Origin of the sequence: Pedobacter hiemivivus, assembly GCF_004331685.1 — a bacterium.
Taxonomy (GTDB): Bacteria; Bacteroidota; Bacteroidia; order Sphingobacteriales; family Sphingobacteriaceae; genus Pedobacter; species Pedobacter hiemivivus.
Map to the genome: position 1 here is coordinate 44,229 of NZ_SJSM01000030.1, position 15,035 is coordinate 59,263.

Annotated in this window: 11 protein-coding genes and 2 rRNA genes; 3 read left to right on the forward strand and 10 right to left on the reverse strand. The window is 39.6% G+C overall.

Annotation, left to right across the window (positions count from 1 at the left end):
• Positions 1–10: 10 nt before the first annotated feature.
• The 6 genes from EZ444_RS24725 to EZ444_RS24750 all read right to left on the reverse strand — a co-directional run bounded on the left by EZ444_RS24725 (position 11) and on the right by EZ444_RS24750 (position 8,863).
• Positions 11–847, reverse strand: a complete 837-nt coding sequence (locus tag EZ444_RS24725) for a glycerophosphodiester phosphodiesterase family protein (RefSeq protein ID WP_131612423.1) — start codon at positions 845–847, stop codon at positions 11–13.
• An 11-nt stretch (positions 848–858) separates the two neighbouring features.
• Positions 859–2,154 (reverse strand): purple acid phosphatase family protein, encoded by a 1,296-nt coding sequence (locus tag EZ444_RS24730; RefSeq protein WP_131612425.1) that lies wholly within the window; start codon positions 2,152–2,154, stop codon positions 859–861.
• Positions 2,155–2,165: 11 nt separating this feature from the next.
• Positions 2,166–3,638: a SusD/RagB family nutrient-binding outer membrane lipoprotein gene (locus EZ444_RS24735; protein ID WP_131612426.1), complete on the reverse strand. Its 1,473-nt coding sequence runs from the start codon at positions 3,636–3,638 to the stop codon at positions 2,166–2,168.
• A 12-nt stretch (positions 3,639–3,650) separates the two neighbouring features.
• Positions 3,651–7,103 (reverse strand): SusC/RagA family TonB-linked outer membrane protein, encoded by a 3,453-nt coding sequence (locus EZ444_RS24740; RefSeq protein WP_165503721.1) that lies wholly within the window; start codon positions 7,101–7,103, stop codon positions 3,651–3,653.
• A gap of 97 nt (positions 7,104–7,200) precedes the next feature.
• Complete coding sequence (locus tag EZ444_RS24745) at positions 7,201–8,217, reverse strand: FecR family protein (RefSeq protein ID WP_131612430.1); 1,017 nt, start codon at positions 8,215–8,217, stop codon at positions 7,201–7,203.
• A gap of 91 nt (positions 8,218–8,308) precedes the next feature.
• Complete coding sequence (locus tag EZ444_RS24750; RefSeq protein ID WP_131612432.1) at positions 8,309–8,863, reverse strand: RNA polymerase sigma-70 factor; 555 nt, start codon at positions 8,861–8,863, stop codon at positions 8,309–8,311.
• Positions 8,864–8,992: 129 nt separating this feature from the next.
• Between EZ444_RS24750 and EZ444_RS24755 the strand changes: the two genes are divergently transcribed.
• Positions 8,993–9,616, forward strand: a complete 624-nt coding sequence (locus EZ444_RS24755) for a Crp/Fnr family transcriptional regulator (RefSeq protein ID WP_131612434.1) — start codon at positions 8,993–8,995, stop codon at positions 9,614–9,616.
• 72 nt (positions 9,617–9,688) lie between these two features.
• The gene (locus EZ444_RS24760; protein ID WP_131612436.1) at positions 9,689–10,615 is read left to right on the forward strand and encodes an NAD-dependent epimerase/dehydratase family protein; all 927 of its coding nucleotides are present in this window, start codon (positions 9,689–9,691) and stop codon (positions 10,613–10,615) included.
• Here the strand turns inward: EZ444_RS24760 and bla are convergent.
• Together bla and EZ444_RS24770 are read right to left on the reverse strand one after the other, a co-directional pair.
• Positions 10,608–11,498, reverse strand: coding sequence for a class A beta-lactamase, subclass A2 (gene bla / locus EZ444_RS24765; RefSeq protein ID WP_131612438.1), 891 nt, complete (start codon positions 11,496–11,498; stop codon positions 10,608–10,610). The genes EZ444_RS24760 and bla overlap by 8 nt on opposite strands.
• Before the next feature lie 19 nt (positions 11,499–11,517).
• Positions 11,518–13,278 (reverse strand): S8 family peptidase, encoded by a 1,761-nt coding sequence (locus EZ444_RS24770; RefSeq protein ID WP_131612441.1) that lies wholly within the window; start codon positions 13,276–13,278, stop codon positions 11,518–11,520.
• Positions 13,279–13,532: 254 nt separating this feature from the next.
• On the opposite strand from EZ444_RS24770, the gene EZ444_RS24775 reads away from it, so the two are divergent.
• The gene (locus tag EZ444_RS24775; protein WP_225874839.1) at positions 13,533–14,309 is read left to right on the forward strand and encodes a 3-keto-disaccharide hydrolase; all 777 of its coding nucleotides are present in this window, start codon (positions 13,533–13,535) and stop codon (positions 14,307–14,309) included.
• Between the two features lie 265 nt (positions 14,310–14,574).
• Here EZ444_RS24775 and rrf read toward each other — a convergent pair.
• A 5S ribosomal RNA gene (rrf, locus tag EZ444_RS24780) occupies positions 14,575–14,686 on the reverse strand.
• A gap of 128 nt (positions 14,687–14,814) precedes the next feature.
• Positions 14,815–15,035, reverse strand: a 23S ribosomal RNA gene (locus EZ444_RS24785); the annotation flags it as partial.

Here is a 15,035-nt window from a genome sequence, read left to right on the forward strand (position 1 = left end):
CTTAGTATTATCAAAAACAAACCTTTGTTCCATTACGTAGATTATTTGTTTGTAAGTATTTGATTAGTGCTTCTGGATGATCGGTTTGAACACCCTGAACTCCTTTATCCATAGCAGCTTTCCATTTCACAGCATCTTCATCCGCCATTTGCACATCTAAAAAGACGGACAATCCATTTTCCCTCATAGCGTCAAAAAGCGCTTCATTGGGAATATTGTCAGTCGCTTCCAAAGGCATTTTATAGAGAAAGAAAGTCAATTCTTCTTTCGTCTTTATGCTCTTTGGCAAACCAGACATTAACGGCATGTTTGGGGCCAAGGTTCTCCATGACTTATACTGCTCAGCTTTATTAATATAAACAAGCACTTGCTTTTCCATGCCTGCAGACTTAATCTCTTTGTATGCCTGAGCTACATCAGCGTCCTTAAAATCCAGATAAATATTAATCCGGTTCTTACAGGCTTTTAAAGCTTCTTTAAAACTTGGCAACCTATATAGCTGCCCATCCTTAGCATTTAAAACAAATTTCTCAACTTGATCCAGGTTCAAATCCCCTATTCTGCCCTTGCCATTTGTCGTATGATCTACAGTTTCATTGTGAATTAAAACCAAATGGCCATCACGAGTTGTACGAAGGTCTATCTCCACATAATCTGCACCAAGGTTAATGGCTTCTTCAATTGCGGCTATGCTATTTTCAGGTTTTATCAGATGGCTTCCACGATGGGCAATCACTATAAAGCCATTTTTACATTTGGGCAGCGGCACAATTGTCCGCTGCCCAAATGTGATAAAAACAAAACAGCTAAATAAAAATGTAAGTAAGCTTGTTTTACAATTCATCATTTAAATCATTATTACTTTGAAGCTGGGTTCATATCGGTAAATTCTGCAGCTTTGTCTTTACTTGATTTTTTTAGAGAGAATGCATCAAATAGTTCTCCTGAGGTTTTGTAAGCTTCAAACTTTAGCTTTCCGCCCTCAACATGAATAACCTGGAACAGTTGTGTATTTTCAAGGGAAACATTCATCCATTTGGCACCGTCCACTTTATACATTTTAGGGCCGGCAACAGAAACCAAATAAACTGGTCCGCTAGCTTCTCTGCCCGACAACCCGCGCGGCAGGTTTTGTCCGCGACTATAAGTATGATCATGTCCCTGCAAAACAAGGTCTATGTGATACTTATCAAATAGCGGTTTAAACCGCTCTCTGAATTCTTTATTGTCCCTACTCTTGGCCGTAGAAAAGATAGGATGGTGAAAAGTGATGACTGTCCATAATTTCTTGTTTTCCTTTAAAACCTTTTCCAACCATTCATATTGAATCTTTGCAGAAGCCTCATCCAGGATAATCATTTGAGAATCCAGGGAAATTACCTTCATATTCTGATAATCGATGTAGTAAACCGACTCTTCTAAGCCTTTCGGACCGTTACCAGGCAAGGTGTATTGTACCCCCCAGTGTGGATCCAGAATCAGCTTTCTGTTATCATCCCTTACATATTCATGGTTACCCGGCGAAGGTAGGCTAGGGATCATGCCATTAATAAAACCACCTCCATAATGCCACTCTCCCCATTCCTGATCATTGTTTGAACGGTTAATCAAATCACCGGTATGAATGATAAATCGGGCATCAGGCTGATGTGCAAATGCTTTACGGATTACGCGAGACCATTTTGAACGGATATCATTCTGAGCGTCGCCCAGATAAATAAAAGAAAAAGGTTTATTGGTAACGGATGCCGTTGTAAATTGAAACCATTCGCTCCAATAGTTTCCCGCTCCTACGCGGTAAGCATATACAGTTCCTGGCTTCAGGTTGGCAAAAGTAACCTGGTGATATTTTGCAATAGCGTAATTATTTCCGCCAGACAAAACACGAGACCCGGCATCATAGGTAGTGATCGATTCTTCCAGAGCTGGACTAGAATCCTCAGCTTTGATTTGTGCCTTAGAAGCCACAATGGTTGTATCTGTACGCCAGGTAACGGTCTGGCTCACTTCAGGATTCCCGGTCCAGGTTAAGATCACACGATCTGGGAAAGGTTTCGGATTAAAATCCTGCGCATTTATTTTGCTGAGGCCAGCCACAACAAGCAAGGCCATCAGCGATATCGATCTTTTTAAGCTATTCATATTAAATTTCATGTGTGTTTAGTTTATTTCAGCGACCACATTAATGTAGTCTCCTTGTCCGCTCCGAAAGCAGACACTGCTTTTTGGTAGTTGAGTTTGTTTTTGGCGCTTTCAGAATCGGGAAAAACATAACGTTTCGGGATTCCACGACCAGCAGCAAGCGGCCCGGTTACGAAAGCAGGATAACCCGTACGACGCTGATCAAACCAACCTTCGGCACCTTTGAACAACATAGCCATCCATTTTTGAGTGATCAACTGCTCTAATGAACCGTCATATTTCACGATAGACTGATCATAATAACTTGTCGGAGCTGTTACCGCATAACTGCTCATCGACTCTTTAATCGCTTTATAGTACATGGATTCTGCAGTTTCTCCAGACACATTCAACTTACCTTTCTGCATGGCTTCGGCCAAAATAAAACATTGCTCGGTATAGGTAACCAAACTGGCTTTCAACAATGGGTTTGAAGTAGCACCATTCTTTCTGAAAAAAGTAGAAGAAAAAACAGATACGTGATCTTCACCACCGTTATAAGCAGCAGGTGCATCAATCGCATTAGGTACACCAACATATCTGTTAGGATCAACCGTTGAGCCTGTAGTACTTTTAACCGGCTCTACCCAAACACCTAATCTCGGGTCATTTCTTTGCACAAGTCTGTCAACCAACTCTTTACTTACTTTTGTTTTCTGGTAATCAAAGTCGATCATAGCCAAAGGGCCTCCAGGCCAGCTATATGCAGCGATGTTCCCAAGATAAGGGATCTCAGCATTATCAGCGCTGCTTTCAAAAATTGGAAAAGCCGTTTTATCACTGATAATTTCCTGCATTTCGGTAAATGCAGGGGCGTAATTTTTAGAAATACGCAACAACATCCTTAAACGCAAAGTATTGGCAAACTTACGCCATTGTAAGGCTTTACCCTTGAACATCACATCAGCTTTGGGATTGATTTCCGCGGATGACCCTTTCAAAAGGTCATTAGCTTCGCGAAGTTCTCTTAACAAATCTGGATAGATCACCTGTTGCTGATCGTACTCCGGATAAATCACATTGCTCTCTTTAGATTTTAGTGCCTGAGAATATGGAACATCTCCGTACAAATCAGTTAAATAACTAAAATTAAAAGCCTTTATAATTTTACTGATCGCAACATACTGATTCTCGGAACGTTTCTGTGCAGTTTCCATGAAAGTCTTGTTTACCGACAAGCGTCCATAGATATCATCCCAATCCACAGGGCCCCAATCAAAAAGATCGTAACCGGTATTACGAACCAAAGTCAGGTAACGCGCTGCAGATGCAGGTCTTCTGCCCACAGCATTTTCCTGGTAGGCATAAGCAGTAGAAAGCACCACTTCAGACATTAAAAACTCCGTATTTGTCGTTTCCGGAGCATTTGGATTGGTATTGATTTTTTCAAAATCTTTAGTGCAGGCACCCAATAGGGTCATAAACAGCACCAGAATGGTTTTATATTCGAATTTCATTTCTGCTATTGATTAAAAATTGCAACTTAATTTAAAGCCAAAAGAGCGTGTTCCTGGTAGCGTCCAGTGTCCAACTCCCATTTTAAAGCCTTCAGTAACACTCATCGTAGTTTCTGGATCATAACCCAATCCATTGGCCGTCCAGGTATACAGATTTCTACCGATCAGTGAAAGAGAAAGGTTACTAATTGGAAGCTTGCGCAATAGTTGTTTATCAAACACATAAGTTAAAGAGGCTTCTCTCAACTTCAGGAAAGATGCGGAATAGGTTAGGCGCTCATAATACTTGTTATATGTATTGTTGTAAAAATCTGAAGCAGCAATGATGACTTTATTTTCGCTGAAAGAACCATCACCATTGGCAATGTAACCCGGAATAATCATCCCGTCATTCCGACTTCTACCTTGCGAATCCACCCATGGTAAACCGCCAGTCGCTGCATCTCTACCCGCAATAGTATTGTCGGTTAAACCAGCATTGATCAAACTTTTAACTACATAAGAGTAAAAATTACCCCCCTTACGCCAGTCTAAGAGAAAATTAAGGGTAAAGCTTTTATAGCTGAAGGTATTGTTAAAACCCACCGTAAAATCAGGATTGTAGTTACCTACTTTGATGTATTCGGTATTGTTACGAATGTAATGCCCCGTTTTATCCAATAAAGCAGCACCTGCATTTGGCCCAGTTGGCACCTTCGTATAACTTGGTGTATAAAAATCTCCAATTTTGGTTCCCTCCTTAATGAGGTACCGAATGTTATCTCCATCGGCACTACCCATAGAATACTCAGGCAAACCTTCCATCAAAGAAATTACTTTATTTTCATTCTTTGTGAAGTTCACATTCATTTCCCATTTCAAGGCTGCTTTTACAGGAACAGCAAAGAATCCGATTTCCCATCCACTATTCTGAATGTTACCAGCATTGATCAAGCGGTTTGAAGCACCCGAAGCAATGGTTGTTGGAATATTGATGATCTGATTCCTTTTGTTTGTTTTATACCAGGTTACATCCAACCCTAAACGACTGTCAAGAAAGCGCAGATCTCCACCAAACTCATACGAGGTAGCAATCTCTGGTTTTAAGAAATTATTTTTGAGGTTAAACTCAATAGTTGCCCTTTTCACATCACCCCAATCCTGGTTAAATGGAATGGTATTGTACAATTGGTAAGGATCGGTATCACTACCAACTTGTGCCCAATTGGCCCTGATTTTAGCAAAAGACAAGATATCGGACTTAACTTTAAACACATCGGTTAATACCGTACTTAGGGAAACTGAAGGATAGAAATAAGAATTATTTGCCGCAGGAAGTGTGCTAGACCAATCATTTCTACCAGTCACATCCAGGAATACCATATCTTTAAAGGAAGCATGTCCCATTCCATACAAACTATTGATCCGTTTGCGCGAGTTGTATTGAGAATTGATAATGGTTCCCGCCTGTGCATTGTTAATGTTATAAATACCTGGAATACTCAAACTTTCGGTACGTTGAGCAGTACTTCTGGCAGTTTGATTCATCTGGTTACCGCCAACCGATAAGCTAAATGACCAGTCTTCATTTAAGGTTTTCTTATAACTCAACAGGAAATCCGTATTCTGCTCCTTGAAGAAACTATCATCTACACCATAGCCACCAAATTTAAATCGTTTAGAGCTAAAAGGACGTTTGGTTTCATGTTGTTCATTATACATATCAAGGCCAGTACGCGCCATGAAACTCAGGTCATTGGTCAGGTCAATTACGGCCTGTATATTTCCGGTTATGCGGTTTCGATCATAACCATTGGTATGTTCGTAGGCCACAAAATATGGGTTATCCGAATCATCGGGAGAGAATTGTTCTATATTTTCCCGGCCTGGTTTCCAATAATTCCTCAAATCTTTAATGCTCATATTAGAAGGCATCGAATAAAGCATTTGTGTTACGCTTTCCCGATAAGCCGATGGGCGGTTATCGCTCTTATTGTTTACATAGCCCAGATTGGTGCTGATTTTAATTTTAGGATGCAATACATAGGTGGCTGCCAGGTTTAAAGTATTCCTACTCAAATCAGTATTGGGCACAATACCCTTATTTACCAGATTGGTATAAGAAAGCCTGTAATTGCCATCTGCATTTTTACCTGTAATGGCAATGTTATTGGTATAAGTTGAGCCAGTCTCATAAAAATCCTTGGCATTGTTGGGATGCGATACCCAATCCGTAGGTACTGGTTTCCCATTGGCATCAAGTGGACTGTTCCATTGTAGGTGTTTGGTACCTACATCCAAGCGCGGCCCCCATGCTGAGGTTGTAGAAACTGCCGGATCGTCGGTATATTCTCCTGCTCCAAACTGATTTTGGAAATGAGGAAACATCCAGGCCTTATCATACATGGCATTGGAGCTGAAACTCACCCCTAAGCCTTTTTTACTTGCCGCACCACTCTTTGTGGTGATCAGCACAACACCGCTTCCTGCCCTACTACCGTATAAAGCTGCAGCACTGGCGCCTTTCAATATGGTAATACTCTCAATATCATCCGGACTAATGTCAGCAATCGGACTACCATAATCTACTGAAGAACGTCCTACCTCTGATGTTGCACGTAAGGAATGCGCTACTGGAACACCATCTACTACAAATAGTGGCTGATTGTCTGTCGCAATAGAAGATTGTCCACGAATTGTGATGAAGGCCGAAGAGCCCGGATCAGAACCAGCACTAACGACATTCACACCGGCTACTTTTCCAGCCAAGGAATTGATAACATTGACTTCTTTAACCGTGTTTACATCACTTCCTTTAACCGTTGCAATGGAATACCCCAAGGCCTTTTCAGAACGTTTAATACCCAATGCGGTAACTACCACCTCCGAAAGTGCAGTTTGATCGGGTACAAGACTCACGTTAATTACCGCCCGACCTCCTACTACAAGTTCCTGGGTTTGATATCCCATCATTCTAAAAAGAAGCACAGCGGATCCGTCCTTTACATTTAGGCTATACTCTCCATTTAAGCTCGTAACGGCTGTATTGCCCCCACTTTTTTCGATGATGCTAGCCCCTGGTATAGGCAGCCCCTTCTCATCAGTTACCTTTCCTTTAACACGAATGGCTTTTTTAATAATAACCTGGTTATTCTGAACCTGGTAAGTGAGTTGCATGGGCGTTAATATGCGGTTTAGCAAACTGCTGACCAATTCGTTATCAGCGTTAATGGTTTCAACGCGCCTACTTAATACGGCGTCATTATTTGTGTAAACAAAAGAAAGACTGGTTTTCTTTTCGATGTTTTTAAGTAATTCGGTTAAGGTACCGTGTTTAAAGCTGAAACTGATCCTACTGTTTAGATCCTGCGCTTTTACAGGCGAAGCCTGCCCAGCAAAGAGCATTACAGAAAGAAAAAAATAGATCAGGGTAAAAAAACGCATTACTTTAAAAATTAATTGATTAGTCACTGCGGACTTTTTCATAACTTTGAATGTTTTAATCATTGATGGGTTAAAATAAAATTGAATTTTTTAGCCGTAAGCGTGCGCCAACATGCTTCGGCTTTTTTTGTATAGGTGTCTAATTACATTTACCTCCTTTTATATAAATTGTCTGTTTGTTAATCGTGTACTGGATATCTAAAGTCATTTGAATGGTTTTTAATACTTCATTTATGCTGACGTTATCAAATTTTGCGGTGAGTTTACAAGCCTTGAAAGAGCGGTCTGTCTTAATCTGAGCTGCATATCTGCGTTCTATTACTTCAAAGACCTCTTCCATCGGAGTTTGATCAAATACCATCTTCCCTTCAGTCCAACCAACGGCAAAATGAGCATCTTCTATATTTTCAAGATGTAGCGATCCTGATTTTAAATCACAAACACCTTTTTGATTGGGTATAAGATGAATGGCTTTCGACTGTACTCCTGCGGAATCCCGAGATACAGCAACCTTACCAGTAAGCACTGTTACTTCAGGACTGGATTTTTCCCATGCACGGATATTAAAGCTTGTCCCCAATACCCGAGTCTGGATGTTTAAGCTGTGTACAATAAAAGGATGTTTTGGATCACGCTTCACCTTAAAGAAAGCCTCTCCGTTTAGTTTAACCGTTCTAAAAGAAGCCTGTTTGATGTTATCAGGGAAGCTGATGCTACTTCCGGCATTTAGCCAAATCTCAGTACTATCTGGAAGCATGATATTGGTAATCTTTCCAGGGGCTGACACTTTCGTGATCCAAGCGGCTTGATGATTTGGTAAAAGCCTTTGCTCGCTTTTATTAAATAAGATAAACATGGCCATTGCAGCCACAACGGCCGCCGCTGCCGACCAAATTATAAATGTTTTATTTTTTGTAGGTCTTTCTGATTGCACTGAAGTCTGGATGTCAGCAAAACTTACCTTCCAGGATTCATTTTTCGGCGCCATAGCTGTACTTTCCCAAAGCCATATCGCCTGATCCAACTCCTGTTGGTGCTGAGGGTCTTTGCGAAGCCAGTTCTGCAAACGCTCCTCCAAATCTGCCAGCTCCTGCATCTTGCCCTGCTCTTTTGCAGATAAATAATCGAGTACTAGTTTCCAGGTTTCTTTGTCCATCGTTATGCTTTTATAACTACAAGACAAGATTCAGGCTGCGATTACGGGTCCAAAAACGTTAAGGTTCTATTAAGAAATCGTTAAGTGTAATTTATCTGAACTCGGTTTCATTTTTCAAGACCTTTTCCTGCAAAAACTGAAATCCTTTTACCAAGTGATCTTCTACTGTGCGAACAGAAATATCCAATAAGGCAGCAATTTCTTTATAACTGAAACCTTCAATTCTATACATATAGAAAATCAGACGCCTTCGTTCTGGCATTTGATCTATCAAATCATAAAGCATACGTGTTCTGTCCTTATACATATAGGTTTGAAAAGGATCTGCCCTGACATCTATAATTTCCTGAACTTCCTCTTCCTCCAGATGCTGAAAATTTAATCTGGAAGTTTTAAAGTAGTTGTTGGCTCCATTTTTTACAGCGCGAAACAGATAAGCTTTTTCATTGATGAGCAGGATCTTATTTTTCCATATAGCGATAAACACATCGTTTAAAATCAGCTGTGCGTCTTCTATATCCTTCACCAGGTATATCGCGTACTTTTTAAGCGTAGGATACATGCGACGGTAAAGATCCTCGAATGCTTTGTCATCGAGTGTACGTACATCATCTTCGTTAAAGCCGGCAGTATTATTTTCGCCCATAAAATATGAAGCAAAATTAGACCTGCCAAATGACGGACGTATTAACAAAATGTTAAATGAAGCGGGTATAAGAATATATACCAATGTTTATTTTTCTCTACTTTTATAAACCTAGAATTCGACTTAATCATGAAAAATAAAATGATTTCTAAAACAACATTGCAGGTATTTAGAGAAGGACTCACAAAATTCGTTACTTTTTCCGATGCGGAATGGGTCGAACTTACCCCTTATTTAAGGGCTTCAAGCATTAAAAAGAAAGATCACTTTGTAGTTCATGGTAAAGTTTGCAAGCATATAGGTTTTGTGATTAAGGGCTCTTTAAGATTTTACCACGTAAAGGATGGAACCGAGATCACAGGATATTTTTGTTTTGAGAATGAATTTGTAAGTTCTTATAAAAGTTACCTCAAACAAGAGCTAAGTCTCACCGGTATCCAAGCCATGGAGGATACAGAATTGATTTTGATTGCTTACGAAGATATGCAGCAACTATTGGCTCATCCTAAGCTCGCCTTTAAAATGGAACAGTTTGGCCGGTTAATAGCCGAATATTATATCTGTTGTTATGAAGATCGTATGGCGGCTTTCATTGTGCAAAGCCCCGAAGAGCGTTACTTAAGCATGATTGAAAATCAGGCCGGCATACTATTGCGTATTCCTCAACATTATGTAGCCAATTTCCTTGGCATTACCCCGGTTTCTCTTTCAAGAATTCGTAAAAGAACTTTAAGAGGAGTTGTAAATAACTAAAATGCTTATCTTTTGTTAACGTTTTGAATAACTATTGGCACATACCTTTGATATAGATCAAAACCAAAAACTATGCACACCATATTAGGAGGCGGCGGGCCATCAGCAAATGCGCTGACACGTGAATTGTTAAAACATAATGAAGAAATACGACTGGTTAGCAGGAGGCCGGTAAAGATTACCGGTACCCAGATGACCTGGAGAAAGGCAGATTTGTTGAATTATTCAGAAGTATTGGACGCTGTGAAAGGATCAACGGTCATCTATATGTGTGCTGGACTGGTTTATGATAAGGAGATCTGGAAACAACAATGGCCAGTCATTATGCAGAACTTAATCAATGTGGCAAAAGAAACACAAGCCAGACTGCTATTTTTTGATAACGTATACATGTATGGATTGGTTAATGGCCCAATGTTGGAGAGCACTCCTTACCATCCTGTAAGTGTAAAGGGTGAAGTCAGGGCGAAAATTGCTACCCAGTTGATGGAAGAAGTGAAGTCGGGCAACATCCAGGCTACGATTGCCAGAGCTGCTGATTTTTACGGTACCGATTCTATGAATAGCTTCCTGGATAGCATGGTGCTAGATAAATTTGCTAAACATCAAACTGCACAATGGATTGGCGACCCTAAGAAACTCCACAATTTCACTTATATCCCCGACACCGGAAAAGCAATGTATTTGTTGGGTCAGGATGAAGCCTCAGGAAATCAGATCTGGCACCTGCCAACTGCTGCACCAATAACTGGTCAGGAGATGATTGCACTGGCAGCGGATATTTTTGCTGCAAAGCCCAACTTTACTACGGTGAATAAATTGATGCTGCAAATGGTTGGCCTATTTAAAAAAGTCGTTGCAGGGACGGTGGAAATGTATTATCAATATGACCACGATTATCATTTAGACTCCTCAAAATTTGAAAAAGCGTTTAATTTTAAACCGAGTAGTTATAAAGAAGGTATTAAACAATGGTCCAATACTTTAATTTCTACTTAATCGCTTCATCCCAAGCCGCGCGAGCGAGTTCAGCAATAATCAGATCATTTACTTTCTCAGTCTCTTTAGACATGGATACAAAAACCGAAATAAGGATTCTTTTTCCATTCGGGAGCCTTACAATCCCAATGTCATTAGTAGCTGCAGTAAGCCCATCCCTATTTACACCCGAATATCCGGTTTTATGTGCAACAATAGTCCCAGAAGGCAACAATCCTTTGATTTTATTAGGACCTGACACTGTTTCTTCCATCGCCTTCATTAAAAAAGCACTGGTATTCTTTTTAAGTACCTGCCCATTCCAAAACTTCTCTAACAACAAGTTCGCTGCCTTTGGCGTTGTCCAATTCGTAAACTGAACTTTATCATCCTTGTGCATCTCCTCTTCAGTTGCCGCAATTGCACAATCTTTAATATCTAGTTTAGCAATGTACTTGTGTACTTTATTAGGACCTCCAACAAGTCGAAATAAGATATCACAACCATTGTTATCGCTTTCTGATATCGTAATTCTAATAATTTCAGACAATGGCAAAGCTACATTCCCATTAGGATACTTCTCTCTTAATGGGCTCCAGGTATTGGGCAACAAGTCACTCTTTTTTACAAAAATCTTTTGATGGAGCGCCATTTTGCCTTTATCAACCTGATCCAGCACAGCAAGAGCAAGATGAAACTTATATACACTTTGCATTGGGTAGTGCTGATCTCCGTTAACAGAGATAGATCTACGGTCACCTAAGAAGAATACAGATACACCCACATCTGCTTTTTTACCCTTAATGATTTGCGCTAATTTTTCTTGAAGGCTACTAGTTTGCGCTGAAAGCTTTAATGATAACAAGCCAGTCAACATTAAAAGAATACAGGAAATTCTTTTCATAAAAATCTGAATATGTAAACTACTTAGTCTTATAGGTTTCGGCCAATTTCAATGCCTGATAAGCATTAACAATACCACCACTTACGCATAATTCCTTAAAAGTAACACGCTCTGTCTCCCCCTTCTCATTCTCCCGTCTCACTTTTTGCTCAGGCTTAACCACAGATTGCATAATAATAGTTCTTACATCTTGAGCCTTCAGCTCGGGATAATAACTTAAAATTAAAGCTGCTAAGCCCGAAACTACAGGTGCCGCCATACTTGTTCCATCAAACTCTTCATATTTTGACTCAGGAACAGTTGACTTTATCATAAATCCAGGAGCAAATACATCTACAGTATGCTTACCATAATTAGAAAAAGAAGCCTTTAAACTTGCATCATTTTTATATGCGCTAGCACCAACTTCAATCCAGTTGGTAGCATGTGGTAAATTAAACTTAGTGGTATCCAAAACAACTTTTACAGCAGGAGCTGGATAATTCCTCCCCATACCATTCCCTTGCATTTGGTTTTGTCCAGGTCTAAATGTCATAGGATTAACCTCTGCCTTCTTATGTGCTTTTTTATAAGCAACAGCCTCTGGACTATCATAATACTTAGTTGGATAATTCTCTTCCACATCATTATTATTATTGTCATTACCTGCAGCATGCACCAACAAAACTCCCTTTTCTTCGGCATACTTTACTGCCTCGTCTACAACATCTTTAGCCCACTTAAAGCCCTTTCCAAAACTCATATTAATCACCCGTGCACCATTATCTACTGCATACCTAATGCCATTTGCCACATCCTTATCACGCTCATCCCCCTCAGGCACCACCCTTATACCCATGATACGAACATGGTTAGCGATCCCATTTATACCTATTCCATTATTTCGCTCTCCAGCAATTATTCCCGACACGTGTGAACCATGATCTGCATTTGGTCCCATCACATCATTATTACCATAGTAACGCTCCCTTGCATTTGAATAATCATCTTCAACCAATTCAGCACGCTGATCATACTTAGGATTCAGATTATAACGCAACATCACATCATATTGCTTATAGGCATCCTTCATTTCCTTATGAAACTTTTCCATGGATCCACTATCCTTTGCTCCTCTTCTAATGATCTTTTTACACTGCTCCTCCTCTTCACTATCCGCTTTATAACGTTCCATATCCTCTAAGGAAGGAATAGCCTTATGATTAATCTGTCCAACAGAATCAAGCATCTTGTTTATAATAGAAATCACAGCAAAAGTCTGATCAGCATCATCATATTTCTTTCCAAATTCTGCAGTAACCTTTGTATAAAGTGCAAACTCTTCCTTTTCTGTACTATCCAATACAGTAGATTTAATGGTCGATCTATACTTAGGCTGCAATTCCCTATAAATTCGAATCAACTCTAAATTGTCATAAGCCAGATCGCCCTTTTTCGACCCTATAAAATTCCAACCATGTATATCGTCTACGTATCCGTTCCCATCATCATCGATCCCGTTTCCAGGAATCTCCTTCTTATTGGTCCACAAAACATTCTTCAAATCTTCATGCTTAGTTTCGACACCGCCATCTATTACAGCAACAATAATACTTTCTTTAGGCTTTTTATCCTTTAACAATTCATCATAAGCCTTTTCAGTACTAATACCAAAATATCCATCCTTCACTAAATCTAAATTATACCAATTCGGAGGTAGCTTAACATCTTTACTCTGTGAAAAAGCAGTTGAACTGGCAAAAAATAAAATTGTAAAATATAATATATGCTTAAGTTTCATTTCTGAATATTTATAAAGTAACGTAAAATACAATAATACGGTTTTATAATATTTAGGGCTGAGATTTAGCATTTTTTAACACAAAACACTGTTCACAATTCCCTAAAAAAACAAATAGGAATTTTTATCTAAACAGAATTAAGAACATATTAATATCTTGTTTCTTAATTACCAATACGAGAAACCAATATAAACCTACCATGCTTCCAACCACGCCTTTTAAACTAATTTTTCAAAGTGTTTTATTACTAGCCATGGCTATCATTTCCGGCTGTTCTACTCTTAAATCCCAAAACAATCCTGAATGGAAGGACCTCTTTAATGGAAAAGACATTAAAGATTGGAATGTAAAGATCAATCATCACGAAATTGGCGATAATTATGGCAATACATTCAGAGTTGAGGATGGTATGATCAAAGTTAGATATGACCAATATGGCGCTTACAACAATCAGTATGGCCATTTGTACTATAAACAACCTTTTTCCCATTACCGTCTGTTGGTAGAATATAGAATCACAGGCGAATGGAAAACCGATGCCCCGTCGTATACCATTAGTAATAGTGGTATCATGTTCCATTCGCAAGATCCCAAAACAATGCTTAAAGATCAAGATTGGCCTATATCCATTGAATTTCAACTGTTAGCTGGTCTAGATGATGGAAAACCCCGACCTACAGGTAATATGTGCTCACCTGGCACAGATGTCATCTACGAAGGAAAAATAGACAGTAGGCATTGCATTGACTCTAAATCTAAGACTTATAAAAAAGAAGAGTGGGTACAAGCCGAGTTAATTGTATTGGGCGACTCGCTGATCACTCACCTTATTAATGGCGATACCGTGCTACAATATTCAAAACCACAAATTGGTGGCGGGGTTGTCAACAATTTCGATCCTGCCATTAAACTGGATGGCAAACTTTTGAAAGAAGGCTTTATTGCCCTACAAAGTGAAGGGCAACCCGTTGACTTCCGAAAAGTTCGAATAATGAATTTAGAAAAACGCATTAAAACACCACAAAAATAAACGTAAACACTTATAATAACCAAACACTCAAATGATTAAATTTTCTTTAATGACCAACGCCTTTTAAAGAAAGTAGATCACCAATACCAGCAAATGGCAGGGTGTATTCAGCCAGCAGAATCCTATTGAATCCATAGGCGCTGTAAACAGAAATAGGCGGAAGATAAGAGCCTATAGTCCAAATGCCCTTAAGCCCCTAAAGGAAAATAGAAATGTTATAAACAAGAAAAGCCGATAGTCTTTTGGACTACCGGCTTTCTATAAGATTTGGCACCGACCTACTCTCCCACGTGTTACCGCAGTACCATCGGCTCTGGTGGGCTTAACTTCTCTGTTCGGAATGGGAAGAGGTGGACACCACCGATATAGGCACCTAAATATTTTTAAATATCTAGTATATATCGTTTCGCTTTTGTTGCTCAGCTYWCGCCTTGCTCGATTTGTTACTAAACAAATGACATATTATTGAAAGAAGTTATTAKGAAGAACAAACAACAGTTTATTGCTCTTGAAAGCTTCGGATGATTAGTATTACTCGACTTTGATCTCACAACCTTTACATCTGTAACCTATCAACGTAGTAGTCTGCTACGGTCCTATATGGAATTCTCATCTCGTGGCTAGTTTCGCACTTAGATGCTTTCAGCGCTTATCTATTCCCAGCGTAGCTACTCTGCAATGCCCCTGGCGGAACAACAGATTCACTAGAGGCTAGTCCAACCCGGT